This window comes from Priestia sp. YIM B13552 (genome assembly GCF_042787775.1).
Classification (GTDB): Bacteria; Bacillota; Bacilli; order Bacillales; family Bacillaceae_H; genus Priestia; species Priestia megaterium_E.
In genome coordinates this window covers 189,129-212,800 of the sequence record NZ_JBHZOU010000005.1, presented here as the reverse complement: position 1 = coordinate 212,800, position 23,672 = coordinate 189,129, and the positions used below count along the sequence as shown (strand labels likewise).

Sequence of the window (23,672 nt, the reverse complement as noted above, 5' to 3'; positions counted from 1 at the left end):
CAAAGAAACAAAGTATCCCCCGTAGAAATGGATGAAGAGAATATTTCTTGGCTTGCTAGTGAGTCATCTACTAAAAAATTGTACAGAAAAAGGTTATTTTATTTAATTTGCCGCAAAAATTGAAATGGAATCCATACCAAAAGTTACATTTGATTCGGCAAGCTAAAACGCATATACTACTCATACACGATCTGAAATAACGTTCAGGTAATCGCTGCATCATTTGATGTAGAGGAAAGTCCATGCTCGCACGGTGCTGAGATGCCCGTAGTGTTCGTGCCTAGTGAAAAAATAAGCTAGGGCAGCTTGGCTTATAGCTTAGCTGACGGCGGGAAAAACCACCTAAGTCTTCGGATATGGTCGAGTATCCCTGAAAGTGCCACAGTGACGAAGCTTTGCTGGAAACAGCAAAGGTGGAACGCGGTAAACCCCACGAGCGAGAAACCCAAACAATGGTAGGGGAACTGTCTCTAAGGAATCAAACGGAGAGACGGACGGTTACATGTGTAATCGTAGATAGATGATTACCGCCTGAGTACGAGAGTAAAATCGTTTGCAGTACAAAGGTACAAAACATGGCTTATCGAACGTTGTTGAACAGAGACTGACTGTAAAATACGTAACCAAAACAAACCAATGAGGTTTGTTTTTTTGTTTGTTATTTTTAAATCATAGCCGACTCATTGATAGAGTGCTTGAATTTTCCTAACTATAGTATGAGGATTCAAGGTATATGGAAATACATATTGCCTAAATTGCGGTATAGTTTACTTGTACTTACTAAATACGGGGAAAGGGAGAAGATTGATGATTAAAAAAATGGAGCATACAGCAATCATTGTTGGAAATATGGATGAGACGATTCACTACTACGGGGATATGTTTGGCTTTAAAGTTCGCCTTCAAGGATCTACCGAAAAAAGAGAGATGGCTTTTTTGTATCTTGAAGAACAGCCTGGTATCGAAATTGAGCTCATTCGAGATATTGATCCGATTGGCGAGTATAACAAAAGCGGGATTGTTAACCACCTTGCCTTTACGGTAGAGGATATAAATAAGGCGATTCAACATTATAAGAGCAAAGGAATTGAATTTTTATCATCGGAGCCTCAGCCAACGCTTGAAGGCGGCCGTATGATTTTATTTCACGGACCTAATGATGAACTGCTGCAGTTAGTAGAACGAGTTAAACTCTAAAAAAGTTTACTTTAAGGGGTACATACAAGAAAAAATGCGTTTTACATTCTCAAAAAAGACCTTTCTTTGATTGTGAGAGAAAGGTCTTTTTGATGTGTAGTTACTATGATATCTTAGTTAGCTTTTTAATAACTTTCCTTACGTTTCATACCAAATCCTTCTTTCTGCTAGAAAATGATGAATATAAAAATTTATAAGTGCCGTATACAGTAATCGTCAAGCTGAACTAAAAACATCCTCGAGTATGTTTCCATTTTTTATCGTAACACCCGCTATTTATAATGTATAATTCATTATAATCATATTTTTCATACATCTATGTAATGAATAGAACGGTTAATAAGGAGATGGTACAAAGTGGAGTGGCAGCAGTTTAAATATTTTCAAACGCTTGCACGTACGCAGCATATGACGCGCGCAGCAGAAGAACTGTTAATTACGCAGCCTGCGCTCAGTCGTTCAATTGCTCGTTTTGAAGAAGAAGTAGGAGCGCCGCTATTTGACCGGCAAGGACGTTCCATTCGATTGAATCAATACGGTAAAGTTTTTTTGAAGCGTGTAGATAATATGATGAAAGAATTTGATAAAGGACAAGAGGAAATTCAAGCGCTGCTAGATCCGGAAAAAGGGCAGGTGTCACTTGGATTTTTACATACGCTCAGCACAGATTTGATTCCAGATTTAATCGCGTCGTTTCGCAGCTCATATCCTAAAGTGAATTTTCAGCTGAGGCAAAGTCCTTCTCACGTTCTTCTTGAGCAGCTGCAGCTCGGTGAACTGGATCTTTGTTTGATTGCCCCTATGGAAGAGAAATCGATCATTAAGTGGCAGCATCTTTGGAGTGAAGAGCTGTTTGTGATCGTACCGAAAAATCACCGGTATGCTGATCGTGAAAGTATTGCACTAGAAGAAATTGCTGAGGAATCCTTTATTCACTTAAAAGAAGGTTTTTCTCTTCGTCTTACGTTTGAGCAGTTATTTGAAGAGACAGGAGAAAAGCCTCACATCATGTTTGAAGGAGAGGAAGCTGACACCGTAGCAGGACTTGTAGGAGCCGGCTTAGGAATTTCTATCCTTCCAGATTTACACGGAATCGATCAAAGTAAAATAGTGAAAATCCCATTAGCTAAAGCCAACTGCCACCGAGTAATTGGACTAGCATGGATTGAAGGAAGATATCTATCACCGGCTGTTAAACAGTTTAGAAACTTTGTTTTACATAAATTTAATGACCAGAAATAACGGTATTTCGTAGCCTAAACTTGTTTGCAAACTCAGTCCTTTTTTCGTTGGAATAATCGTTTTAAAATCGATCTTTTTTTACCTACTACGCTGCTTTCTTTTGAAGCTTCTACTAATTCTGAAATGGCCTGCTGTTCACGCAGGCTTTTGCGCAAAGATTGAATAAGCTGCTTATCTTTTTCCTGAAGAATTTGTTTTGTATCAGGCTCTTGTTGGGGTGAAGACTGTACCGGCTGTTCGGAAGGTGTCGGCTGCTGGTCGTCAGCCTCGGGCTGGTCAACTGCTTCTGCGGTGTTCTCTGTGTCCTCTTTGTCTTCGGCTTCTTCTAGAGACACGGCAGCTTGATCCTCGCTTGTAGTCAAAGAGAATTCTTTTTGCAGCGCTTCATTGATTTCTTCTGCTTGACAGCCCTCATCATAAAGCTGCTTAATTTTCAGTAAAACGGTCGCAGCCGCAGCTTCATATTGTTTTGGTCGATGATTTTCTTTTTGTATAAAGAAATATTGGAATTTATCTATATATCTTCTAATCGTTGAAGTAGGAATACTCGTTTCTTCAGATAACTCTTTTACACTAAGCCATTTTGTCATTTTCTCACCACTTTTTAAATGATTACTTATTCGTCAGCATCAATTTGAAATTGTACTAGTATCTCTACTGTTTATCTTATCATGTAACGCTTCTACGTACCTTGCTGTGTTGGTTTCTGTAACGTTTTTATAATCACAGTGTCATAAATGAGGTATAAGCTACCACTCGCACAAAGATTTGTTAGTTGAAGAATAGGAAATAATCAGTAAGCATTTGTTTGGAGTATGTTGAACAATGATGAGCGTGCTTCTTATTATTATCTTATAATGTTGCTGAAGAAAAATCGAGTGATTACTTCACTGTTTATTTAATATGGTAATGTTGTACTAAAGAAGAAACGAAAGGAGGAGCGACTTGAGTTTTACAGAACGAGCAGTAGCACTTATTAAACAAATACCATCCGGGAAAGTAATGACATACGGACAAATCGCCCGTCTGGCTGGGAGTCCGCGAGGTGCAAGGCAAGTTGTACGAGTCCTGCATTCGATGAGTAAGAAACATAATCTCCCCTGGCACAGAGTCATTAATTCTAAAGGAGAAATTGGGTTTAAAGACGAAGAAATGTACGTTGTTCAAAAACTTTCACTCGAAGCGGAAGGAATAATCGTTTCTTCGGATGGAAAGCTTGATCTTAAAGTCTATCTCTATGAACCTGACGTGTATAAATAACAAAAGAAATTGAGACATAACGAAATCAATTCCATCTAAAGATGAACAAACGAGATAAAGGAGCTGAACCGCTTGTGACACCGCCATTAATTTCCGTGCAAGACTTCGCTTTCCGCGAGCGGCCGCTGAGCCTCCTCGTCGCTTGTGCTCCTGCGGGGTCTCACCATTTCCGCTTTTCCCGCAGGAGTCTTCGTCTTGCCCTCCAATTAATGGCTAGAAGCACCTGATTAGACCTACGTTCATCATCACAATAAAAAAATCTGAATGAGTTTGATTCTCCATCAAGAATCAAACTCATTCGGAACTTCCTTCAACTAACATATTTTCTTATTTATGTTTTTCAAAAGCCAGCTTTAATCCAAACCCGATTAAAACGACGCCCGTTGCTTTATCCATAAAGCGCTGAACGCTAGGTGTTGTGAGCCATTTTCGTAAATAGTTAATAAAAAAGACGAATACGAAAAACCACGTGATAGCAAGGATCGTATACGTTATTCCCATCAGAAGTAATTGAAGCGTTACATTTTGATCACTTTGAACAAATTGAGGTAAAAAAGTTAAGAAAAACACGGCTACTTTTGGGTTAAGAACGTTTGAGACAAGGCCTTGACGAAAAGCGGACGTTTCTTTTGACTGCTCCTCTTTTTCAGAAGAAGGTATATTGCTTTTTTTAGAAAGGAAAGCAGAGATTCCTAAGTACATTAAGTAAAGGGCTCCTGCGTATTTTACGATTTCAAATGCCAGAGCTGACTGAAGGAGAAGAGCCGATAAACCAAACGTGGCGGCGAGTGTATGAACTAAAGAGCCGCTCGCTAAGCCTAATGCCATTTTATAGCCGCCCGTTTGTCCATCTGCCATCGTTCGTTTGGTAATGAGAGCGGTATCAATACCAGGACTCATAATAACAAATAATGTGAGAATCAAAAAGGTGAAGATGTCGTTCATTTTTTTCTTCCTCCTTACTGTGATAGTATTAAATTATAATTTATTTATTAAATATAATTTAACATAAGTAACGCCGTTTATTAAGTTTAATTTAATAAAATTAATTATAATTAAACATCTTTTACGGAGGAATCATCATGGAAAACATAGATATTGGAAAAAAAGTAGAGAAATTTCGAAAAGAAAAGGGGCTAAGCAGTCGAGAATTAGCCAAATTAGCGGAGATTACGCCGTCTATGTTAAGTCAAATTGAGCGAGGATTAGCTAATCCGTCCATTTCAACGCTTAAAATTTTAGCTAAATGCCTCGATGTTCCTACTTTCAGTTTTTTACTTGAAGAAATAAACACCTCTCATTTAGTCGTAAGGTCGAATGAGCGTAAAACAATGAAGGTAAAAGAGCTAACGTATTCGCTGCTATCACCCGATTTCACAGGGAATCTAGCTACGGCAATTATGGAAGTACCGCCGATGATGGCTTCATCAGAAACTCCTTTAGCGCATAAAGGGGAGGAAGTGGCATACGTCTTAGAAGGGAAAATTAAAGTGTATTTGGAAGAGGAAGTATACGTGCTAGAAAAAGGAGATAGTGTCAAAATCCCTTCGCATCTGAATCATAAATGGGAGAATATATTTGAAGAGAAAGCCATTATTTTATTTTCCGTTACGCCGCCTGTTTTTTAAAGTACTTACGGTTTTTATACTGCTCACCTTCAGTGTGAGGCACTTTTATTATATAAATGTGATAAAACTATCATGTTTGTGAGAGTGAACAATTGATAAAATAGCATTGTTGGTAATCTCTACCTAAGAGAATACATACTAAATACTTTTTTGAAAGGTGATGAAGTGTAATGAAGACATGGAAAGAGATATTTCGTACTTCAAAGCTTAAAAAAATGATGCCTGTACTCGCTCTGTCGTGCGCGGCGGCTGTAAGCTTTTCAAGCAGCGAGGTACATGCTGAAACGGTAAAATGTCAAAGACAAGAAACTAAGAGTGATCGAGAGTTTGCTAAGCTTGAAGACAAATATGATGCGAATCTTGGCATTTATGCATTAGATACCGGTACAAATAAAACGGTAACGTATCACCCGGACGAGCGTTTTGCCTATACGTCTACTCATAAGGCTCTTGCTGTCGGCGCACTTTTACAGCAGAAGTCAATCGAAGATCTCAACGAGCGTATCTTTTATACGCGCGATGACCTTGTAAACTATAATCCAATTACAGAGAAGCACGTGGATACAGGCATGACTCTTCGAGAACTCGCGGATGCATCACTTCGCTACAGCGACAATACGGCAGGGAACTTAATTCTGCAGCAGCTGGGCGGACCGGATGGATTTAAAGAAGCTTTAGAAAACATAGGAGACGATGTGACGCTGCCTGAGCGCTTTGAACCGGATTTAAATGAAGTGAATCCAGGAGAAACTCACGATACAAGTACACCAAGAGCACTCGTTTCAAGTCTTCAAACGTATGTACTTGGACAGGCACTTCCTGAAGACAAGCGTGCACTTTTAACAGATTGGATGAAGCGAAACACAACAGGGGATGCGTTAATACGAGCGGGCGTGCCGAAAAGTTGGGAAGTAGCTGATAAGACAGGCGCAGGCTCATACGCGACGCGAAATGATATTGCTATCCTTTGGCCGCCGAAAGGAGATCCAATTGTTCTTGCGATCCTTTCCAATCGTACGGAAAAAGATGCGGAGTATAATGATAAACTGATTGCAGAAGCGGCTAAACAAGCGGTCAAGGCTCTTAAAGTTACTCGTAAATAAAAATAAATTTGGATAATAGTAGTTTAAATGTAAAAAAAAGATTGAAAAGATTGATAGAACATTCTATTATTAATTAGAAAAAATATAGGAAGGAAGTATCTCTTATGAAAAAGATTTTTCCAATTGTTCTATCTTTCGGTTTATTAACAAGTGTATCTTTTAGCACGGTTTCAAACGTAGATGCGGCAGCTAAATCTTACAAAAACTGCACGGAATTAAACAAAGACTACAAAGGCGGCGTAGCTCGTGCGGCTAATGTGAAAAATAAAGGCGGCAAAACAAAGTACAAACCGTATGTGTCAAAATCACTGTATGATGCCAATACAAAGCTAGATCGAGATAAAGACTACATTGCCTGTGAAAAATAAATACTAGCGGACTCATCCAAGCGCTTATTGTAAGCGCTTGGATTTTTTATTATCATCAACTCCTGTATGTTGCGAGCTGAGCTCAAAAATTAGTCAAATCGCACAAAATAATATCAGAAAATTCACATAAATAATAATGAACTTGCGTTAAAATTCGTATACACTATGTACATGTTAAGTTAACTTACATCTAATGTTAGAAGTGAGAGGGGAAACATCATAAAAAAGGAGTTGAGTGTATAGTGTCTACAAATGCAACAAGTTCAGTTATAGAAGAGGTGCATTCTTATCAAGATAGAAGTCTTGATCCGTCACTAAAGCCAAAAGTGGAAAGTGATCGAAAGCTAACTCCGTTATCCTATATGTTTATGTGGATTGGAGACGGCGTTAATTTAGGGAATATGACGCTTGGGGCTAGCTTGGTAATCGCAGGTACTGCGGTATTAAATCTTTTTCAAACGTTTGTGGCAGCGATTATTGCCATTGGTATTATTTCTACTTTTTTTGTCTTGAACGATCGAATCGGCTATAAGACGGGCATACCGTATGTGATGCAGCTCCGAATGTCTTTTGGAATAAAAGGATCCGTTATATCTTCTCTTTTACGAGGTATTCCAGCTATCGTTTGGTATGGTTTCCAAAGCTGGACAGGCGGTACAGCTTTAAACGAAATCGGGAAAATTGTGAGCAAAGGATCTTTTGACAATCTTGTTCTTTGTTTTATTATCATTCAGCTGCTGCAAATTGTGCTTTCCCTGTACAGCTTCCACGCGGTTAAATGGGTAGAGATGCTTGCTTCAATCATCATATTGCTTGGCCTTGTTTACGTATTTGGTGTTCTTTTAACTTCTCATAGTGAGGTAGTAGGGGAGAAGTGGGTACATACAAAAGGTTCATGGGGACTTCCGTTCTTTTCTTTCATTATGATGTTCATGGGGAATTATGCAGCAATTTTTCTAAGCGCAGCCGATTACTCTAGAGAACTGAAGCCAGGAATTAGCGACACAAAGCGTGGGTTCTTATACTTTACACCAATTCTAGTAGCCTACGGATTCGTTCTTACAATCGGAGCAATGCTTGCTTCTGCTACGGGCATATCCAATCCTGTCAAAGCGTTTGCGGTTGTAGTGGATAATTCATATATTACCGTCGCTGTATCAGCTTTTATTGTGATTGGCGTTATTGCGGTAAACATGGTGGCAAATATTATTCCGCCTACGTATGTGATTACGCTGCTGACAAAAGCAAACTATAAAGTGGCGGTTATCATTACTGGACTGCTTGCTTTTTGCTCGTTCCCTTGGGTGCTTGTTCAAGATTCGTCAGCTGCAGGTCTTGGGCTCTTCATTTTAATTTACTCTGCTTTTTTAGGGCCGATTGTTTCTATTTTACTAGTCGATTATTATATTTTACGGAAACAAAGAGTAAACGTAGAAGAATTGTATCAAGAAAAAGGACCGTTTTCCGGCTATAATCCGTGCGCCATGCTGGCGATGCTCATCGGTGCAGGCGCTGCGTTTATCGAAGTTGATTTAGGTTGGATTATAGGAGTAGTAGTCGCAGGAATCTCTTATATTCTTTTGACGAAATTTGCTTTTAAACATTCAAAATTTAAAAAAGGAACCATTTTTGAACAATAATATTAAATAGATCAAAGCCTTTGCTTGCCGCAAAGGCTTTTGGTTTGTCTTTTGTCGCGTCAGATTAAATCTCGTTGTCTAGTTTCCTAAAAAGTGGGTAAAGTAAAGAAGAGAAAAAAGTTACCTCTATTATGAGTTGCTTTTACAGGAGCGCATCTAATGTATCGCATCAATCATAGCTTAAAGGAGAGGGCAGAGTATGTATGAATTTAGAGTGTATACTCTTCGAGATGGAAGCGAAAAGGTAATCAAAACGCTGAAACATGAATCGTTTGCTGATGAAATTCAACGAGCGGGAATTAAGCAAACGGAAATTGCGCAAACACAGCTAGTAGATAAACCGAGATAATGTATTTGCCTTTATTTTTACACGTTTTAAAAAAGCCGGATTCCTATGTTTTTACGCAGGAGTCCGGCTTTTTCTAATTTCTTATAGTTCTTCACCATTTGTTTCAATTACATGTTTGTACCAGTTAAAGGAATCTTTTTTGTAGCGCTTCATCGATCCGTTTCCTTCGTTGTCACGGTCGACATAAATCATGCCGTATCGTTTTTTCATTTCGCCTGTTGTAAAGGAAACAATATCAATAATTCCCCATGGAGTATAGCCCATCAAATCAACGCCATCGTACATCACAGCTTTTTCTAACGCTTCGATGTGTGATTTTAAATATTCAATTCGTGATGCGTCATGAATGGATCCGTCTTCTTCAACTGTATCAATGGCACCAAATCCGTTTTCTACGATGAACAGCGGAATTTGATAGCGGTCGTAGAAGCGGTTTAACGTATAGCGCAAGCCCGTTGGATCAATTGACCAGCCCCAATCGCTTGATTTGATATAAGGATTTGCTACGCCGTTTGGCAATCCGCCGTTTACGATATCGCCCGTGTTATCAGCTTCAACGTCGCTTTTAACCGTTGTTGACATGTAATAGCTGAATCCTAAATAATCGACTTTTCCGTTTCGTAAAATTTCTTCGTCGCCTTCTTCAAACGGAATATGATAGCCTTCTCGTTCGAATTCTTTTAATGCATAGCTTGGATAATAGCCGCGAACTTGAACGTCAGGGAAGAAGTAGCGCTGTCTCATTGTTTCTTCTGCTAACATCACATCGTCAGGATTTGAAGAATACGGATAAATTGGCACGTGTGACACCATCGCTCCGATTTGGAAATTGGGATTAATTTCTTTTCCTTTTGATACGGCAAGAGCGCTTGCAAGCAGTTCATGATGTCCCGCTTGATACATCACTTCTTTTGCATTTTCACCCGGTTTTACAGAAACACCTGAGTTCGTCCATAAGAATAGAGGATTGTTTACATCCATTTTATTGTTAATTTCATTAAACGTCATCCAGTACGTGACTTTATCTTTATAGCGGTCGAAACAAACTTCAGCGAACTTCACAAAGCAATCTACTGTTTTTCGGCTTCTAAACCCGCCGTATTCTCGAGCTAAATGCAGTGGCATTTCAAAGTGAGACAGCGTAATAACCGGTTCAATTCCATGCTTTAACAGTTCATCAAATACATCGTCATAGAATTTTAGTCCTTCTTCGTTTGGCTCAGTTTCATCGCCTTTAGGGAAAATACGGCTCCAGCCAATCGACGTTCGCAAACATTTTAAGCCCATTTCTGCAAACAGTGCGATATCTTCTTTGTAGCGATGATAAAAATCAATCGCTTCGTGATTTGGATAGAATTTATCGTCTTCTACTGTTTCGGTGATTTGTCGCGGCACACCGTGCGCACCTGCAGTCATAACGTCTACTACGCTCGGTCCTTTTCCGCCTTGGTTCCATCCACCTTCAAATTGATGAGCTGCTAATGCGCCGCCCCATAAAAAATTCTTTGGCATCTTTGTCATTGTTAGTTCCTCCTTATTTCACTACGGTAAATAATGTTTGATTCAGCCCGCTAGTTTCAACATCTTCAACAATCACTTCTCGATAAGCGCTTGAATTGGTGATAATAACCGGCGTGATCGTTTGTAATCCCTGTGTTTTAATAAATTCTTTATCAAATTCAATGAGTAAATCGCCTTTTTTAAACTTTACACCGTCTTCTACATGCAGCGTAAACGGCTTGCCGTCTAACGTAACGGTATCTAATCCAATATGAACAAGTAATTCAACACCGTATTCTGATCGAAGGCCGATGGCGTGCTTTGTTGGTGCTACCATGACAACTATTCCGTCAAAAGGTGCATAAAGCTTATTATCGGAAGGGTCAATTGCTAATCCTTCTCCCATCGCACCTGAGCTGAATACTTCATCCGGTACGCTAGAAAGAGGAATAACTTTCCCGCTAAACGGGGCGCTGATTGTTTCTTCATTTTCGTTAGGGTTGCTGACAGCGACTTCGTTTAAAGAAGCAGTAGCTGCTTCTTTTGCTGCATCTTCTCCGTAACCAAACACTTGAATAAGCACAACGGGAAGAATAATCGCAATGGCACATCCGATTAAAATTCCCCAGATCGACATCGGGTAGTCTTGACTGATCCCGTTTACAATGGTCAGAGGTCCGGGCAGTCCTGCGTAAGCAAAGTAATAAGGGTGAAAGAAGCTTGCTACAACAGCACCAATAGCACCTGAAATGCATCCAAAGATAAACGGCTTTTTAAAACGTAGGTTTACGCCGTAAATGGCCGGTTCTGTAATACCAAATAATCCTGTTATCCCGGCTGATACGCTCACTTTGCGTGCTTCGTGGCTTTTTGCTTTTAAAATAACCCCAAGTACCGCTCCAACTTGAGCTACCACGGCAATTGTCTGATACGCTTGAAACGAATCTCTGCCGTTTAAGTCAAAGTTAGCAAGTATCATCGGCGTAATTCCCCAATGTACCCCAAAGATAACAACGATCTGCCAGAACCCGCCAATGATGGATCCAGCCAAAGCCGGTACGTTTTCAGCTAAAAAGTTATAGCCGTGAGAAACTCCATTAGCGCCCATCGTAGTAATAGGACCAATAAGTAAAATTGTTACTGGAACCATAATCACCATACATAAAAATGGAACAAACAGCGGTCTAACGACTTCATGAATGCTCTTATTTAGGAACCTTTCAAGATAAGACAAAATCCATACTAAAAATAAAGGCGGTAAAACAGAAGAAGTATAGACCGTTTCGGATAAGGGAAGACCTAAAAACGTAATTGAGCTTCCGTCACCAATTTTTGCCGCCATTTCTGCCCATGTTGGACTCACTAATGCTGCACAGCAAGCCACTGCGATATAGGTATTGGTTTTAAAATGCTTAGATGCTGTGATGGCGATAAAAATCGGTAAAAAAACAAACGGTGCCCATGAAATGAAGCTTAATACTTGATATGTGCCCGTTTTTGCAAAGCTATCCGAAAACAAATTAATAAGTATTAACGAACCCTGTAAAATTCCTGCTGCTGCTAGGATGTATACAAATGGTGCAAACACAGCAGACATTGTCGCAATCACGCGGTTTAAAATCGTGCCTTTGTTTTCAGTTTGCTCTTTTTCCGTATCTAAATTTACTAAACTAGCAAACTCCTCATAAACATCTCCTACGTGCTGTCCAATCACAACTTGAAACTGTCCGCTGTTTTCAACAACCGTAATAACACCAGGCATAGAAGACACCTTGCGTTTGGCTTCTGGCTTTGAGCGCTTTAACACAATTCGCAGTCTCGTAGCGCAGCGTGTAGCGCTTACGATATTTTCTTCGCCGCCTACCGCATCTAAAATGTCTGCTGCAAGCTTGTGATAATCTCTAATTTTCCCTCCCATATGTTCAACCCCCTTGTTGAGTATGCGCTTTCAGTATAATTGTATCGGTACAATTTATCAATACCCTAATAAAATAATAGTCAATAAATAATTTAAGTTTATGGCATGGAGTTAGATTATGGTATAATCGTGTTATTCTTGAGACAAATTCAGTAAAGAGGTATAGCTATGATTAAATACCAACAAATTGCAATTGAAATTGAAACCTATATTGAAGAACACAAGCTTCAGCAAGGAGATAAGCTGCCGGTATTAGAAACGCTGATGGCGCAGTTTAAGGCAAGCAAAAGTACGGTAACAAAAGCCTTAGATCTGCTGGAGAAAAAAGGCGTTGTTTTTCAAGTGAGAGGAAGCGGCATTTTTGTCCGTCGTCATAAACGAACAGGATACATTGGCTTGCTTTCCAATCAAGGATTTACGAGCGAACTTGAAGATTTTCAGTTAACATCGGAAGTGATTGAGTTAGATGTACGAAAGCCGACGCAAGAAGCCGCGTTAAATTTAAACATAGAAGAAAATAGTGACGTCTATTATGTAAAAAGAGTACGGTATATCAACGGCCAGACGCTTTGTCTAGAAGAATCGTTTTATAATAAATCCATCGTTACGTACTTAAATAACGAAATTGTTTCTCATTCTATTTTTCATTACATTAAAGAAGGACTTGGCTTAAAAATAGGGTTTTCTGATCTATATCTTCACGTCGGCAAGCTGAACGAAGAAGAAGCTACATACTTAGGATTAAAAGAAGGCGATCCTAAATTGTTTATTGAAACGCTTTTTCATTTAGCCAACGGCCAGCCGTTTGACTTTTCAAAAGTAACGTACAACTACGAACAGTCTCAGTTCTTTTTACAAGCAACGAGTCATGTTTTATAAAAAAGTGTCTGTCTCTCAATTAGTAAGGAACGAGAGGCAGGCGCTTTTTTCTTTATTTCTCTAATGAAGATACGAAAAAAGACAGAGATTGTAATAAATAGGAAGTTGATATACGATAAAATGGTTACAAGATTTATGGAGATAGGGAAAGAGGTGCTAAGGTGAAAAAGATGCTGAGTTATCTTATTCCCATGCTTTTTATGTTCGGTTTGCTTTCCATGAATTTATTTCAGCCGACTAAAGGCGATTTTATCGCTGTAGGTGTGATATCGATTCTTGCAGGTATTGTGATTGGTTTTATAATGAACATAGGCTGTGCAGTATTAAAAACAGTCAAACGTAAGATGGAGTAAACTGATTAGAGGCGGTGGAGGTTTTGAGTGAAAGTATCATTATTCAGCCATATGCTAGCAAGTATCAACAGCAAGTAGTGGATTTAATTCTTCCTATTCAGCAGCAAGAATACCACATTCCGATAACGGAAAAAGATCAGCCTGATTTGTTTGAAATCGAAAGCTTTTATCAACAGGGAAACGGAAACTTCTGGGTTGCTGTTTGCAACGAAAGAGTAGTAGGAAGCGTGGCTTTAATAGACATCGGCAGCCGTCAAGTAGCGCTGAGGAAAATGTTTGTAGCAAAGTCTTATAGAGGAGCGAACTTCAAAACAGCTCACCGGTTATTGCATACAGCCATCGCGTGGGCAAAAAAGCAGGAAGTGGAAAGAATATATTTAGGAACCACATTACAATATAGAGCTGCTCATCGATTTTATGAGAAAAATGGGTTTCAACATATAGAGAAAGAAAAGCTGCCTGAGAATTTCCCGGTGATGAACGTAGATAAAAAGTTTTATACATATAAGGTATAAAGTGAGCCGCTAGATTTTTATCTAGCGGCTTTTACTTTGGCAGTGTCTCTTGATAATGAACGCTTTTTTTAAGTAGCAAATCGTCTAACTGCGCAATTAAAATCCCTGCGATGACAATAACAGAACCAATCAGTTCTTTAAGCGTAAACAGCTCATGCAAAAAAAGAACGGCAAACAGCGCAGCAAAAATCGGTTCTGTTGCAAAAATAAGGCCTGTGTGAGTAGGAGTTGTATAGCGCTGCGCAATAGCTTGACAAATGAAGCCAATCGCGCTGCAAAGAACGCCAAGACCTAAAATCGCAACCCATGATGATAAAGTAGTGGGGATGCTCGGGTGCTCAAATAAAAAGCTGCAAAGCAGTGCAAACAATCCAGCAAAACCAAGCTGTAAAATGCCAAGAGCAATTGGATTTTCATTTTTGGTGAACGTGCCGGTCAACGTAATATGAACGGCATAACATAGTGCGGTTCCAATGCAAAGTAAATCACCAGCATTCATATGAAAGGAGTGCTTTAAAGTTAAAACACCTATACCGGTTAGGGTAGTGATAATGCCGAGCCCAATCGGCCAAGAAGGAAGCTTCTTCACTAACACGCAGTTGAGCAACGGAACAAAAATGACCGTTAAACTGACAAGAAATCCGGCATTTGAAGCAGACGTCATGCTGACGCCAAACGTGACAAATGCAAAAACAGAAAACAGTAAAAAGCCTAAAATAGCGGATGATAAAATCGTTTTGCGCGTGATTTGCCGTAAAGGCTTATGAAAAAACAGCCCGGCAATGAAAAAAGCAATCAAACATCTAAGCGCAATAATGGTAAATGACCCGAGTGAACTAAGCCCCATTTTCATAAACACGTACGACATACCCCAAAATACGTTTACCCCAATCATCATCATATTTGCTCGTGTGCGGTAACTCACGTTCAACCCTCCATTTTTTATCATGTACCCACAGTATACAAAGGAATTTGATATTAATAAAATGAATCTTTATAATGATGAACGTGAATTAAATTCATGTTGGAGTGGGATAAAATGAGCTTAGTGAAATATGAAATCTTAAACAAAGTAGCGGAATTGCAAAGCTTTACAAAAGCGGCAGATGCGATGGCGCTCACGCAGTCAGCGGTCAGTCATGCCATTACAAATCTTGAATCGGAATTTGGATTTCCGCTTGTAAATCGAAACAGGGCGGGTATTACCTTAACAACAGAAGGCGAAACGATGCTGCTTGCTATTCGGAAAGTGCTGCAAGAAAATGAAAAAGTTCATCAAGAAGCAGCCAGCCTCTTAGGTCTTGCAAAAGGAACAATTAAAATCGGTATTTTTAAAAGCGTGTCGACCAAATGGCTTCCTGAAATTATTCGGCTGATGGAGAAAAACTATCCTGAGATTCAAATTCAGCTCAAGGAAGGCGACTACCTTGAAATTGAACAGTGGCTGCTGAGCGGAGAAATAGACTGCGGCTTTATCAACATTACGCATTCAAGTCAATTTCATATTATTTCTTTAAAAAAAGACCGGCTGCTGTGCGTCGTATCGAATCAAAGTGCTCTATACCATCAGAAAACCGTTTCTTTTGAAGATCTAGAGAAAGAACCGTTTATTATGCCGACATACGGCGGTTATCATGATATTAAGCAATTGTTTGAAGAACACGGCATTCAGCCTGACATCCGTTTTGAATTAATGGATGAAAGTGCTATTTTATCGATGGTTACGCATCACTTAGGAATTAGCATTTTACCTGAAATGCTTTTAGATTCGATCCCGCAAGAGCTGCGTGCGATTCCGTTTCAAGTAGACAGCTACCGTTCAATTGGTCTAGCTACTCGTTATCATCTTTCACCTGCAGCCAAAAAATTTGCTGAAACAACGCAAGCATGGCTGCAGGATTCAGATAAGTTATAGAGCAAAATCGGTTAATTCATAAGACTCTTAGGAACTAAGCGCATCTTTGTGCTATAATAAAGCTATACAATTACCTATTAGTCATCATTGATGACTAATTTTTTTTGGAGGATAATATGGAAGATTTATTACAATTAAAGAACAAGAACATTGTGATTATGGGAGTTGCCAACGACAGAAGTATTGCTTGGGGTGTTGCAAAAGCCCTTCATCAAGTAGGAGCAAACTTAATTTTTACATACCGTAAAGAACGTTCACTAGGAAAATTGAACAAGCTGCTAGAAAAAAATGAAATTCAAGCATCACTAATTGCTGAATGTGACGTGAACAGCGATGAAAGCATTGAAGCAGCGTTCAAAAAAATCGGAGAAGAAGCAGGCACAGTTCACGGAGTGATTCACTCTGTTGCGTTTGCTCACTCAGAAGATTTAAACGGTGAGTTCATCAATACATCAAGAAGCGGATATGCATTTGCTCAAGATACAAGCGCTTATTCATTTATCGCGGTAGCAAAAGCAGCAAAACCTCTTATGACAGAAGGCGGTTCTCTTGTAGCAATGAGCTACCTTGGTGCAGAACGTGCAGTGGAAGGCTATAACGTAATGGGCGTAGCGAAAGCAGCGCTTGAGTCTTCAGTAAAATACTTAGCATTAGACTTAGGGAAAGACAATATCCGCGTAAATGCAATTTCAGCAGGTCCAATTCGTACGCTTGCAGCAAAAGGTATTTCTGACTTTAACCAAATTCTTCACAAAGTTGAAGAAAAGGCACCTCTTAAGCGTAACGTAACGCAAGCAGAAGTTGGCGACATGACGGTTGTATTACTGAGCCATCTTTCACGCGGCGTAACGGGAGAAATCGTACACGTAGACGCTGGTTACAATATTGTAGGTTAATTCCTAAACACCTTCTCGAATGAGAAGGTGTTTTTTTGTGGAAAACTCAGAAATCTATCGTTTCCTCTAGTGAAAATTATGTGTTAAAGGACAAGCATCCAAGCATTTTTCCTGCGGATGAATAAAATAGATAGACACATAAAGAAAGGATGATTACGATTAAAAAAGATGATAGATATTATGTAGAAAAGTCTCATTTTTCTAAGAAACATCATCATTGTTCTTCCCCACAAGGAAATACAAGGGACTCAGCTTTTCGTGCTCTTAACCTTACAAATCAGCCCGTATCAGCAAACACTTCTGTGAAAGTTTCTTATCAGTTTAAACAATTTGATTTAGCAAATGAATATAATCCTGTTACGTCTGTTTTTCGCCCCAAAAAAGATGGCGTATATTCCCTTGTTGCTACAATTGGATTTCTTCCTAACGATACGACTGTCGATTATCGAGCGCGCGTAGAAATTCGTGTCAATGGTACGGCGGTTATCGCGATTGATAACGATTTCTTTGGAGGAAACACTATATTTGTTAACGTAGTATCGGTCTCTACTATTTACAATTTAGAAAAAGGAGATCGAGTTGAAGTCTTCGCGGAAGGTAATGTTGACGGCACAATTGTCACAACAGAAAATGTGTCGCATTTCGAAGCAGCAAGATTTCCATCTCCTTCCGAATAAAGAGCTACATGCATCTTTTGGTGTATAGAAGCCGAGAAAAACCAGTTCAATAAAAGCAGGAAAAAGAAGCAGGTTTCTTATAAGAAACCTGCTTCTTTTGCTTATGTTCATTTAAACGTTTCTTTTAGATTTTTCTCAGCCTTTTTCACAGGAAGGTAGACAAATACGTGTAAAGAATGGCCAATCACGGCAGTAATATTAGCAATAAGGCTAATGATAAGAAATATCCATTCTATACTTCCAGATAAGTTTACGCTTCCGCTTATAAGAGAAAAGCTTACTCCTATAAGTAAGATGGCCATTAGTAAAGGCAAGTTTTTAACCATTTGAAATCATGCTGGGTGTTTTATTTGAGTGTTAATATATAAGAACAGATATGTAATTTAATTCATAATTAATCAAACGCCTATATTTTAAAATAGATAAGCTCTAAATTCTAAAAAGAACATATGATGTGGCAAAGGAAAAGGAGTTGACGAAATATGCATCAAGGACAGCAACATTATATTCCATGGGAACAATGGCATCATCAGCATCCTCAAGGCACGTGGAATCAATGGCATCAGCAACATCCTCATGTACCTTGGGAGCAGTGGCATAAACAGTATCCGCACGGCACATGGAATCAATGGCATCAACAACATCCATACACACCTTGGAATCAGTGGCATCAGCAGTATCCGCACGGTACGTGGAATCAGTGGCATCAGCAAAATCCATATGTGCCATGGAATCAGTGGCACCAGCAGCATCCACACAGTTCGTGGAATCAATGGCATAATATTTATCATCAAAGCTAATCAGCTTTTTACCATAAAAGGTCCGGTTCTCCTTGGGAACTGGACCTTTTGTGTGTAGACGTGAATGATGCAGTAAGCTTGATTTTCAGCGCTGTATACGAGCGACGATGATGAAGAATATGTTTGGTCGATAGGGTAGGGGGTACATATATAAAGCGAGTTGAAGACCAACATTCATAATGCCTAAGCTGTATAAAATGGACTAGTTCGAGGTGAAAACTATGTAAATGAGCAAAATTAAATATAATTTTCTTGCTTGACAATATACCTATAGGGGTATAATATAAAGCGTGTAAACAACATTAATTCAATAGCAAGGCGGTGATGGATATGCTCTATATAGCAGTTTTGTTGCTTGCTATTTTATTTATTGCATACAAACGTTATTATCCCGTTAAAAGAATACAGTGCATACGTGAATCTAAAGCAAAAGAACTTGGGCGAACGGTTGTAGATATTCGTCATTACCATGAAGTTCGCGATTCGATTGGTATAGTTATTCCGTATGCGTATCTAAAACGCTTTTATTCAGAAATTCCACAGGGCAGCGTTCATCTGATTGCCAGAGATAGAGTGGAGTTAAATTTGGGCGTAAGGTTCTTACGAAAAAAAGGTTTTGAAGTACGCAGCTATGAGTTAGCAGCGTGTAAGTGTAAAAGTAAAGGAAAGAAAGGGGTATTTGATTATGGAGTATAACCAACAGGTGAAAAATCGCCTGCGCCGAATTGAAGGGCAGCTAAAAGGCGTGCTTAGCATGATGGAGCAAGGAAAAGACTGCAGAGACGTCGTGACTCAATTATCTGCTGCAAGAAGTGCCATTGATCGCACAATGGGAGTCATTGTGAGCAGCAATCTTGAACAGTGCGTTAGAGAAAGTCTGGAGCAAGGAGAGCCAACGGAAGGTTTAGTGAAAGAAGCTGTACAGCTGTTAGTGAAAAGTCGTTAATCATTGTCACCTTGTTTAAGGTTGACGAATATCATTATTTAGTATAATATACCCTTACAGGTATATGTATATAAAAAGGAGAGAGAAATACGATGAAAATTGATCATGTCTTAGATGCAAAAGGACTAGCTTGTCCAATGCCAATCGTAAAAACAAAAAAAGCAATGGATACTTTAACAACAGGTCAAGTATTAGAAGTGCAAACAACAGATAAAGGTGCTAAAAGTGATTTAACAGCGTGGGCAAAATCAACAGGACACGAGCTTATTGATTTTAAAGAAGAAGGCAGCACATTTATCTTTTACATTCAAAAAGGCTAATTTTTTTTAGAATTAAATATACCCCGTAGGGTAAGAGGAGGAACAACATGACTGAACAAAAGAAACGAACAACAATTGTATTATTTAGCGGTGATTATGACAAAGCGATGGCAGCTTATATTATTGCCAACGGAGCAGCTGCTTATAATCATGAAGTGACGATATTCCATACGTTTTGGGGATTGAATGCACTTCGTAAAGAAGAAATGGTGCCGGTGAAAAAAGGATTTTTAGAAAAGATGTTTGGCAAAATGATGCCGCGCGGTGCGGATAAAATGGGCTTATCTAAAATGAATTTTGCAGGTATGGGACCTAAAATGATTAAAAACGTAATGAAAAAGCATAATGCCCTAACGCTGCCGCAGCTTATCGAAATGGCGCAAGAACAAGATGTGAAGCTAGTGGCTTGTACGATGACGATGGATCTTCTAGGGTTACAGGAAAAAGAGCTGCTAGATAATATTGAATATGCAGGCGTAGCGGCGTATTTAGCCGACGCAGAAGATGGAAACGTAAACTTATTCATCTAAAAGATAACTCATGAAGCGAGGGTTAATATGATTATCAATGCGCTTATTATCATCTTTCTGCTGTGGTTTTTGTATCAGCGTTTTGCACCAGTAAAAGGAATACAGCAAATATCGACGATGGAATTAAAAGCAGAGTTAAAAAATAAACATAAACAGTTTATCGATGTGCGAACACCGCATGAATTTCGTACCAAACATATTAAAGGGTTTCGAAACATTCCTTTATCAGAACTGCCAGCGCAAACAGGCCAGCTTTCAAAAGACAGAGAAGTAATCGTTATTTGTCAAAGCGGAATGAGAAGTATGAAAGCAAGTAAACTGTTGAAAAAACAAGGTTTTACATCCATCACCAACGTTAAAGGCGGCATGAATACGTGGAGATAAATCAAAAAGGAGGAGAAGTAGCGTGAAGACAATAGCGGCACAAGAAGTAGAACAATTAGTAAAAAAACAAGAACAAATTCACATTTTAGATGTGCGTGAAGTAGAGGAAGTAAAAATAGGTAAAATTCCAAACGCGTTAAATATCCCGCTTCCTTTATTGGAATTCCGTATGCATGAGTTAGACAAAGCAAAGAACTACATTGTGGTGTGTCGTTCTGGAGGCAGAAGCGGAATGGCAGCTCGTTTTCTTGAGCAGCAAGGCTACAGTGTAACGAATATGACAGGCGGAATGATGGAGTGGAAAGGGGAAACGATCTAATTTTTTTGGAGAAAAATATACCCCTACTAGTATTTAAACCAAGGAGGAAAAAAGAAATGATGCAAGGAAACTTCGTATTAGATGCAAAAGGGTTAGCATGTCCAATGCCAATCGTAAGAACAAAGAAGAAAATGAATGAATTAGAAGCAGGTCAAGTACTAGAAATTCAAGCAACGGATAAAGGCTCTACGGCTGACTTACAAGCGTGGGCAAAAAGCACAGGTCATGAGTATTTAGGTACCGAGGCAGCAGGTGACGTTCTTCACCACTTTCTTCGTAAAGGCGGCGCTGAAGAAAACGTAACGCCAATTCCTGAAATTTCATTAGAAGAATTTGCGAAAAAAGTAGAGAATGATGAACATCTTCATATTTTAGACGTTCGTGAAGTAGAAGAATACGATGAAGCTCATATTCCAGGCGTAGTTCATATTCCCCTTGGTGAAGTAGAAAAACGTTCGAATGAGCTAAATAAAGAGAATGAAATTTATATTATTTGCCACTCTGGAAGACGAAGTGAAATGGCAGGGCAAACGATGAAAAAGCAAGGGTTTAAACACTTAATTAACGTGGTTCCTGGTATGCGCGACTGGACAGGTAAAGTAGAATAACTAATGAATTATAGTGAATTAAAAAATTTTGATATTTTATATACCCAAGGAGGTATTTTAATATGACAGTACATGTTCTTACTGCAAAAGAAGTTACATCTAAAATTATCAATAAAGAAGCGCTATTTATCTTGGACGTTCGTAACGAAAATGATTTTAGCGATTGGAAAATTGAAGGTCATCAATTTCAGCATTTAAATGTGCCGTATTTCGATCTTTTAGACGGAGTAGAAGAAATCTTAGAAAAAATCCCTTCTGATAAAGAAGTGTTAGTTGTCTGCGCCAAAGAAGGTTCATCAGTGATGGTAGCTGACATGCTTTCAGAAGCGGGTCTTACCGTATCGTACCTTAAAGGCGGTATGAAAGCGTGGAGTGAATATTTAGAGCCTGTTAAAGTCGGAGATTTAAAAGACGGCGGAGAGATCTATCAGTTTGTTCGTATCGGTAAAGGGTGCTTATCATATATGATCGTATCAAACGGTGAAGCGGCTATTATTGATGCGACGCGTATGGCGGATGTGTATATTAACTTTGCCAAAGAACATGGTGTCACTGTTAAGCATGTGTTTGATACGCACCTTCATGCAGATCACATTTCAGGAGGAAGAGTTATTGCTGAAGCAACAAATGCAGCGTACTGGCTGCCTCCAAAAGATGCAGAAGAAGTGATTTTTGACTACAACGCGTTAGAAGAAGGCAGTGATGTCGTCATTGGTAACACAATGATTACGATTCAGCCTCTTTATTCACCGGGTCATACGATTGGATCAACTTCTTTTATCGTAGACGATCAATACTTGCTTTCAGGTGATATTTTGTTCATTGATTCAATTGGACGTCCTGATTTAGCTGGTATGGCTGAAGACTGGGTAGGCGATCTGCGCGAAACGCTTTATACACGCTATAAAGCATTATCAGATGAGTTAATCGTATTGCCAGCTCATTTTATGATTATTGATGAGCTAAATGACAACGGCAGCGTAGCTGAAAAGTTAGGTACTTTGTTTGCAGAAAATCATGGATTAAACATTAAAGACGAAGCAGAGTTCAGACACTTAGTAACAGATAACTTACCGCCGCAGCCAAATGCATATCAAGAAATCCGTGAAACTAATATGGGGAAAGTAAGTCCAGATGAAGAAAAACAGCGTGAAATGGAAATTGGACCAAACCGCTGTGCGATTCGCTAAAACCTAAACAAAGGAGAGAGAGAAATGGAATCAACTAAAGTATTAGATGCAAAAGGGCTGGCCTGTCCAATGCCGATTGTTAAAACAAAAAAAGCAATGAATGAACTAGAAGCAGGTCAAGTGTTAGAAATTCACGCAACGGATAAAGGGGCGAAAAATGACCTTGCAGCTTGGGCGAAATCTGGCGGTCATGAGCTTCTTCAGACAGAAGAAGGCGACGTTCTTAAATTTTGGATTAAAAAAGGATAAGAAATAATGGACGAAAAGGGTATCTCTTGTAAAAGGTACCCTTTCCTTATATGAAACGGAGCGACTATAGATGGATCTTACATTTATCATCACGCTTTTTCTTATTGGATTTATTGGGTCGTTTATTTCCGGTATGGTCGGTATTGGCGGGTCTGTTATTAATTATCCGATGCTGTTATATATTCCTCCATTGGTAGGAGTAGGAACATTAACGGCTCATCAAGTCTCAGGTGCAGGAGCTGTTCAAGTGTTCTTTGCGACAATAGGCGGCGTATGGGCGTATCGAAAAAGCGGATTTTTATACAAACCATTAATTTTATATATGGGCAGCAATATTCTAATCGGCAGCATGATTGGAAGCTACAGCTCACATTATATGAATGAACAAGGATTAAATGTTGTATATGGAGTTTTAGCTCTTATTGCGGTTATTATGATGTTTATTCCAAAGAAAAATTTAGATGAGATAAAAGAAGGTGAACTTCAATTCAACAAAGGATTAGCTTCTATTTTATCACTGCTTATCGGAGCCGTAGCAGGCGTGTTAGGAGCAGGAGGAGCCTTTATTTTAGTTCCTGTGATGCTCGTGGTGCTTAAAATTCCAACTCGAATTACCATCGCAACTTCACTAGCCGTTACCTTTATTTCTTCCATTGGTTCGACGGTTGGAAAGCTGATAACGCACCAAGTCCCGTTCATACCTGCACTTATATTAGTGGTAGCAAGCCTAATTGCTTCTCCAATTGGGGCAAAAGTTGGTCAGAAAATGAATACAAAAGTGCTTCAGTGGATCCTTGCCGGTTTAATTTTAGCAACGGCAATTAAGATTTGGTGGGGGCTGCTATAAAAAAAGCTAAAGCTATGGATTTCCATAGCTTTAGCTTTT

At 39.2% G+C, this 23,672-nt stretch carries 31 protein-coding genes and 1 other RNA gene; 26 read left to right on the top strand and 6 right to left on the bottom strand.

Annotated elements, in window-relative coordinates:
* Nucleotides 1–199: 199 nt before the first annotated feature.
* From rnpB to ACFX40_RS20320, 3 genes are all read left to right on the top strand, one after another.
* Nucleotides 200–588: RNase P RNA component class B (gene rnpB, locus ACFX40_RS20330), an RNA gene on the top strand.
* Between the two features lie 219 nt (nt 589–807).
* On the top strand, nt 808–1,197 hold the full coding sequence (locus tag ACFX40_RS20325) for a VOC family protein (RefSeq protein ID WP_050690910.1): 390 nt from the start codon (nt 808–810) through the stop codon (nt 1,195–1,197).
* A 357-nt stretch (nt 1,198–1,554) separates the two neighbouring features.
* Entirely contained in the window at nt 1,555–2,439 is an 885-nt protein-coding gene (locus ACFX40_RS20320) for a LysR family transcriptional regulator (RefSeq protein ID WP_028409386.1), read from the top strand.
* 32 nt (nt 2,440–2,471) lie between these two features.
* On the opposite strand, the gene ACFX40_RS20315 is transcribed toward ACFX40_RS20320, so the two are convergent.
* Nucleotides 2,472–3,029, bottom strand: coding sequence for a MerR family transcriptional regulator (locus ACFX40_RS20315; protein WP_377256030.1), 558 nt, complete (start codon nt 3,027–3,029; stop codon nt 2,472–2,474).
* 355 nt (nt 3,030–3,384) lie between these two features.
* Between ACFX40_RS20315 and ACFX40_RS20310 the strand changes: the two genes are divergently transcribed.
* A complete protein-coding gene (locus ACFX40_RS20310; RefSeq protein WP_028409384.1) occupies nt 3,385–3,699 on the top strand; it encodes an MGMT family protein in 315 nt (104 codons plus the stop codon).
* Nucleotides 3,700–4,026: 327 nt separating this feature from the next.
* Here ACFX40_RS20310 and ACFX40_RS20305 read toward each other — a convergent pair whose 3' ends face one another.
* On the bottom strand, nt 4,027–4,644 hold the full coding sequence (locus tag ACFX40_RS20305) for a LysE family translocator (RefSeq protein WP_028409383.1): 618 nt from the start codon (nt 4,642–4,644) through the stop codon (nt 4,027–4,029).
* A 137-nt stretch (nt 4,645–4,781) separates the two neighbouring features.
* On the opposite strand from ACFX40_RS20305, the gene ACFX40_RS20300 reads away from it, so the two are divergent.
* The 5 genes from ACFX40_RS20300 to ACFX40_RS20280 all read left to right on the top strand — a co-directional run bounded on the left by ACFX40_RS20300 (nt 4,782) and on the right by ACFX40_RS20280 (nt 8,787).
* The gene (locus tag ACFX40_RS20300) at nt 4,782–5,327 is read left to right on the top strand and encodes a helix-turn-helix domain-containing protein (RefSeq protein ID WP_060745256.1); all 546 of its coding nucleotides are present in this window, start codon (nt 4,782–4,784) and stop codon (nt 5,325–5,327) included.
* Between the two features lie 170 nt (nt 5,328–5,497).
* Nucleotides 5,498–6,430, top strand: coding sequence for a class A beta-lactamase (bla, locus tag ACFX40_RS20295; RefSeq protein WP_098432273.1), 933 nt, complete (start codon nt 5,498–5,500; stop codon nt 6,428–6,430).
* Between the two features lie 104 nt (nt 6,431–6,534).
* Entirely contained in the window at nt 6,535–6,798 is a 264-nt protein-coding gene (locus tag ACFX40_RS20290; RefSeq protein ID WP_028409380.1) for an excalibur calcium-binding domain-containing protein, read from the top strand.
* Between the two features lie 242 nt (nt 6,799–7,040).
* Nucleotides 7,041–8,438 carry an NCS1 family transporter gene (locus ACFX40_RS20285; RefSeq protein ID WP_377256027.1) on the top strand — a complete coding sequence of 466 codons (1,398 nt, stop codon included), beginning with the start codon at nt 7,041–7,043 and terminating at the stop codon, nt 8,436–8,438.
* A 199-nt stretch (nt 8,439–8,637) separates the two neighbouring features.
* A complete protein-coding gene (locus tag ACFX40_RS20280; protein WP_013058052.1) occupies nt 8,638–8,787 on the top strand; it encodes a hypothetical protein in 150 nt (49 codons plus the stop codon).
* 81 nt (nt 8,788–8,868) lie between these two features.
* Here the strand turns inward: ACFX40_RS20280 and bglA are convergent, their stop codons facing one another.
* Nucleotides 8,869–10,308 (bottom strand): 6-phospho-beta-glucosidase BglA, encoded by a 1,440-nt coding sequence (gene bglA / locus ACFX40_RS20275; RefSeq protein WP_098432271.1) that lies wholly within the window; start codon nt 10,306–10,308, stop codon nt 8,869–8,871.
* Between the two features lie 13 nt (nt 10,309–10,321).
* Entirely contained in the window at nt 10,322–12,205 is a 1,884-nt protein-coding gene (locus ACFX40_RS20270; RefSeq protein WP_377256024.1) for a beta-glucoside-specific PTS transporter subunit IIABC, read from the bottom strand.
* Nucleotides 12,206–12,373: 168 nt separating this feature from the next.
* Between ACFX40_RS20270 and ACFX40_RS20265 the strand changes: the two genes are divergently transcribed.
* The 3 genes from ACFX40_RS20265 to ACFX40_RS20255 all read left to right on the top strand — a co-directional run bounded on the left by ACFX40_RS20265 (nt 12,374) and on the right by ACFX40_RS20255 (nt 13,952).
* On the top strand, nt 12,374–13,084 hold the full coding sequence (locus ACFX40_RS20265) for a GntR family transcriptional regulator (protein ID WP_028409376.1): 711 nt from the start codon (nt 12,374–12,376) through the stop codon (nt 13,082–13,084).
* Nucleotides 13,085–13,254: 170 nt separating this feature from the next.
* On the top strand, nt 13,255–13,437 hold the full coding sequence (locus tag ACFX40_RS20260; RefSeq protein ID WP_231504540.1) for a hypothetical protein: 183 nt from the start codon (nt 13,255–13,257) through the stop codon (nt 13,435–13,437).
* Nucleotides 13,438–13,460: 23 nt separating this feature from the next.
* Nucleotides 13,461–13,952: a GNAT family N-acetyltransferase gene (locus ACFX40_RS20255; protein ID WP_060745262.1), complete on the top strand. Its 492-nt coding sequence runs from the start codon at nt 13,461–13,463 to the stop codon at nt 13,950–13,952.
* A 31-nt stretch (nt 13,953–13,983) separates the two neighbouring features.
* Here ACFX40_RS20255 and ACFX40_RS20250 read toward each other — a convergent pair whose 3' ends face one another.
* Nucleotides 13,984–14,877, bottom strand: coding sequence for a DMT family transporter (locus tag ACFX40_RS20250; protein ID WP_098248001.1), 894 nt, complete (start codon nt 14,875–14,877; stop codon nt 13,984–13,986).
* 114 nt (nt 14,878–14,991) lie between these two features.
* Here ACFX40_RS20250 and ACFX40_RS20245 point away from each other — a divergent pair, with 114 nt between their 5' ends.
* The 3 genes from ACFX40_RS20245 (at nt 14,992) to ACFX40_RS20235 (ending at nt 17,440) form a co-directional block, all read left to right on the top strand.
* Nucleotides 14,992–15,867, top strand: a complete 876-nt coding sequence (locus tag ACFX40_RS20245; protein WP_028409372.1) for a LysR family transcriptional regulator — start codon at nt 14,992–14,994, stop codon at nt 15,865–15,867.
* Between the two features lie 116 nt (nt 15,868–15,983).
* Nucleotides 15,984–16,763, top strand: coding sequence for an enoyl-ACP reductase FabI (gene fabI / locus ACFX40_RS20240; RefSeq protein WP_014459159.1), 780 nt, complete (start codon nt 15,984–15,986; stop codon nt 16,761–16,763).
* A 149-nt stretch (nt 16,764–16,912) separates the two neighbouring features.
* Nucleotides 16,913–17,440 carry a complement C1q domain-containing protein gene (locus ACFX40_RS20235; RefSeq protein ID WP_028409371.1) on the top strand — a complete coding sequence of 176 codons (528 nt, stop codon included), beginning with the start codon at nt 16,913–16,915 and terminating at the stop codon, nt 17,438–17,440.
* Nucleotides 17,441–17,547: 107 nt separating this feature from the next.
* On the opposite strand, the gene ACFX40_RS20230 is transcribed toward ACFX40_RS20235, so the two are convergent.
* Nucleotides 17,548–17,766, bottom strand: coding sequence for a hypothetical protein (locus tag ACFX40_RS20230; RefSeq protein ID WP_028409370.1), 219 nt, complete (start codon nt 17,764–17,766; stop codon nt 17,548–17,550).
* A gap of 156 nt (nt 17,767–17,922) precedes the next feature.
* Here ACFX40_RS20230 and ACFX40_RS20225 point away from each other — a divergent pair, with 156 nt between their 5' ends.
* The 11 genes from ACFX40_RS20225 to ACFX40_RS20175 all read left to right on the top strand — a co-directional run bounded on the left by ACFX40_RS20225 (nt 17,923) and on the right by ACFX40_RS20175 (nt 23,633).
* Complete coding sequence (locus ACFX40_RS20225) at nt 17,923–18,240, top strand: hypothetical protein (RefSeq protein WP_028409369.1); 318 nt, start codon at nt 17,923–17,925, stop codon at nt 18,238–18,240.
* A 330-nt stretch (nt 18,241–18,570) separates the two neighbouring features.
* Nucleotides 18,571–18,936 (top strand): sulfurtransferase, encoded by a 366-nt coding sequence (locus ACFX40_RS20220; RefSeq protein WP_377256021.1) that lies wholly within the window; start codon nt 18,571–18,573, stop codon nt 18,934–18,936.
* A complete protein-coding gene (locus tag ACFX40_RS20215; protein WP_028409367.1) occupies nt 18,926–19,186 on the top strand; it encodes a metal-sensitive transcriptional regulator in 261 nt (86 codons plus the stop codon). Before ACFX40_RS20220 ends, ACFX40_RS20215 begins: the two co-directional genes overlap by 11 nt.
* A gap of 92 nt (nt 19,187–19,278) precedes the next feature.
* Nucleotides 19,279–19,506 carry a sulfurtransferase TusA family protein gene (locus ACFX40_RS20210; protein ID WP_028409366.1) on the top strand — a complete coding sequence of 76 codons (228 nt, stop codon included), beginning with the start codon at nt 19,279–19,281 and terminating at the stop codon, nt 19,504–19,506.
* A 47-nt stretch (nt 19,507–19,553) separates the two neighbouring features.
* Nucleotides 19,554–20,036 (top strand): DsrE/DsrF/DrsH-like family protein, encoded by a 483-nt coding sequence (locus tag ACFX40_RS20205; RefSeq protein WP_377256018.1) that lies wholly within the window; start codon nt 19,554–19,556, stop codon nt 20,034–20,036.
* A 27-nt stretch (nt 20,037–20,063) separates the two neighbouring features.
* A complete protein-coding gene (locus ACFX40_RS20200; RefSeq protein WP_028409365.1) occupies nt 20,064–20,420 on the top strand; it encodes a rhodanese-like domain-containing protein in 357 nt (118 codons plus the stop codon).
* A gap of 22 nt (nt 20,421–20,442) precedes the next feature.
* Nucleotides 20,443–20,739 (top strand): rhodanese-like domain-containing protein, encoded by a 297-nt coding sequence (locus ACFX40_RS20195; RefSeq protein ID WP_028409364.1) that lies wholly within the window; start codon nt 20,443–20,445, stop codon nt 20,737–20,739.
* Between the two features lie 56 nt (nt 20,740–20,795).
* Nucleotides 20,796–21,347, top strand: a complete 552-nt coding sequence (locus tag ACFX40_RS20190; RefSeq protein WP_028409363.1) for a sulfurtransferase TusA family protein — start codon at nt 20,796–20,798, stop codon at nt 21,345–21,347.
* Between the two features lie 62 nt (nt 21,348–21,409).
* The gene (locus ACFX40_RS20185; protein ID WP_263033983.1) at nt 21,410–22,537 is read left to right on the top strand and encodes an MBL fold metallo-hydrolase; all 1,128 of its coding nucleotides are present in this window, start codon (nt 21,410–21,412) and stop codon (nt 22,535–22,537) included.
* Nucleotides 22,538–22,561: 24 nt separating this feature from the next.
* Nucleotides 22,562–22,786 (top strand): sulfurtransferase TusA family protein, encoded by a 225-nt coding sequence (locus ACFX40_RS20180; RefSeq protein WP_025750977.1) that lies wholly within the window; start codon nt 22,562–22,564, stop codon nt 22,784–22,786.
* 70 nt (nt 22,787–22,856) lie between these two features.
* A complete protein-coding gene (locus tag ACFX40_RS20175) occupies nt 22,857–23,633 on the top strand; it encodes a sulfite exporter TauE/SafE family protein (RefSeq protein WP_098334332.1) in 777 nt (258 codons plus the stop codon).
* The last annotated feature ends 39 nt before the right edge of the window (nt 23,634–23,672 follow it).

Bases quoted from the DNA above. Each gene is read 5' to 3' on its own strand.
- ACFX40_RS20185 (WP_263033983.1), top strand. From the start codon at position 21,410: ATGACAGTACATGTTCTTACTGCAAAAGAAGTTACATCTAAAATTATC.
- fabI (WP_014459159.1), top strand. From the start codon at position 15,984: ATGGAAGATTTATTACAATTAAAGAACAAGAACATTGTGATTATGGGA.
- ACFX40_RS20180 (WP_025750977.1), top strand. From the start codon at position 22,562: ATGGAATCAACTAAAGTATTAGATGCAAAAGGGCTGGCCTGTCCAATG.
- ACFX40_RS20280 (WP_013058052.1), top strand. From the start codon at position 8,638: ATGTATGAATTTAGAGTGTATACTCTTCGAGATGGAAGCGAAAAGGTA.
- ACFX40_RS20230 (WP_028409370.1), bottom strand. From the start codon at position 17,766: ATGGTTAAAAACTTGCCTTTACTAATGGCCATCTTACTTATAGGAGTA.
- ACFX40_RS20175 (WP_098334332.1), top strand. From the start codon at position 22,857: ATGGATCTTACATTTATCATCACGCTTTTTCTTATTGGATTTATTGGG.
- ACFX40_RS20265 (WP_028409376.1), top strand. From the start codon at position 12,374: ATGATTAAATACCAACAAATTGCAATTGAAATTGAAACCTATATTGAA.
- ACFX40_RS20235 (WP_028409371.1), top strand. From the start codon at position 16,913: ATGATTACGATTAAAAAAGATGATAGATATTATGTAGAAAAGTCTCAT.
- ACFX40_RS20305 (WP_028409383.1), bottom strand. From the start codon at position 4,644: ATGAACGACATCTTCACCTTTTTGATTCTCACATTATTTGTTATTATG.
- ACFX40_RS20270 (WP_377256024.1), bottom strand. From the start codon at position 12,205: ATGGGAGGGAAAATTAGAGATTATCACAAGCTTGCAGCAGACATTTTA.
- ACFX40_RS20215 (WP_028409367.1), top strand. From the start codon at position 18,926: ATGGAGTATAACCAACAGGTGAAAAATCGCCTGCGCCGAATTGAAGGG.
- ACFX40_RS20225 (WP_028409369.1), top strand. From the start codon at position 17,923: ATGCATCAAGGACAGCAACATTATATTCCATGGGAACAATGGCATCAT.
- ACFX40_RS20210 (WP_028409366.1), top strand. From the start codon at position 19,279: ATGAAAATTGATCATGTCTTAGATGCAAAAGGACTAGCTTGTCCAATG.
- ACFX40_RS20190 (WP_028409363.1), top strand. From the start codon at position 20,796: ATGATGCAAGGAAACTTCGTATTAGATGCAAAAGGGTTAGCATGTCCA.
- ACFX40_RS20200 (WP_028409365.1), top strand. From the start codon at position 20,064: ATGATTATCAATGCGCTTATTATCATCTTTCTGCTGTGGTTTTTGTAT.
- ACFX40_RS20315 (WP_377256030.1), bottom strand. From the start codon at position 3,029: ATGACAAAATGGCTTAGTGTAAAAGAGTTATCTGAAGAAACGAGTATT.
- ACFX40_RS20220 (WP_377256021.1), top strand. From the start codon at position 18,571: ATGCTCTATATAGCAGTTTTGTTGCTTGCTATTTTATTTATTGCATAC.
- ACFX40_RS20300 (WP_060745256.1), top strand. From the start codon at position 4,782: ATGGAAAACATAGATATTGGAAAAAAAGTAGAGAAATTTCGAAAAGAA.
- bla (WP_098432273.1), top strand. From the start codon at position 5,498: ATGAAGACATGGAAAGAGATATTTCGTACTTCAAAGCTTAAAAAAATG.
- ACFX40_RS20325 (WP_050690910.1), top strand. From the start codon at position 808: ATGATTAAAAAAATGGAGCATACAGCAATCATTGTTGGAAATATGGAT.
- ACFX40_RS20205 (WP_377256018.1), top strand. From the start codon at position 19,554: ATGACTGAACAAAAGAAACGAACAACAATTGTATTATTTAGCGGTGAT.
- ACFX40_RS20290 (WP_028409380.1), top strand. From the start codon at position 6,535: ATGAAAAAGATTTTTCCAATTGTTCTATCTTTCGGTTTATTAACAAGT.
- bglA (WP_098432271.1), bottom strand. From the start codon at position 10,308: ATGACAAAGATGCCAAAGAATTTTTTATGGGGCGGCGCATTAGCAGCT.
- ACFX40_RS20245 (WP_028409372.1), top strand. From the start codon at position 14,992: ATGAGCTTAGTGAAATATGAAATCTTAAACAAAGTAGCGGAATTGCAA.
- ACFX40_RS20260 (WP_231504540.1), top strand. From the start codon at position 13,255: ATGCTGAGTTATCTTATTCCCATGCTTTTTATGTTCGGTTTGCTTTCC.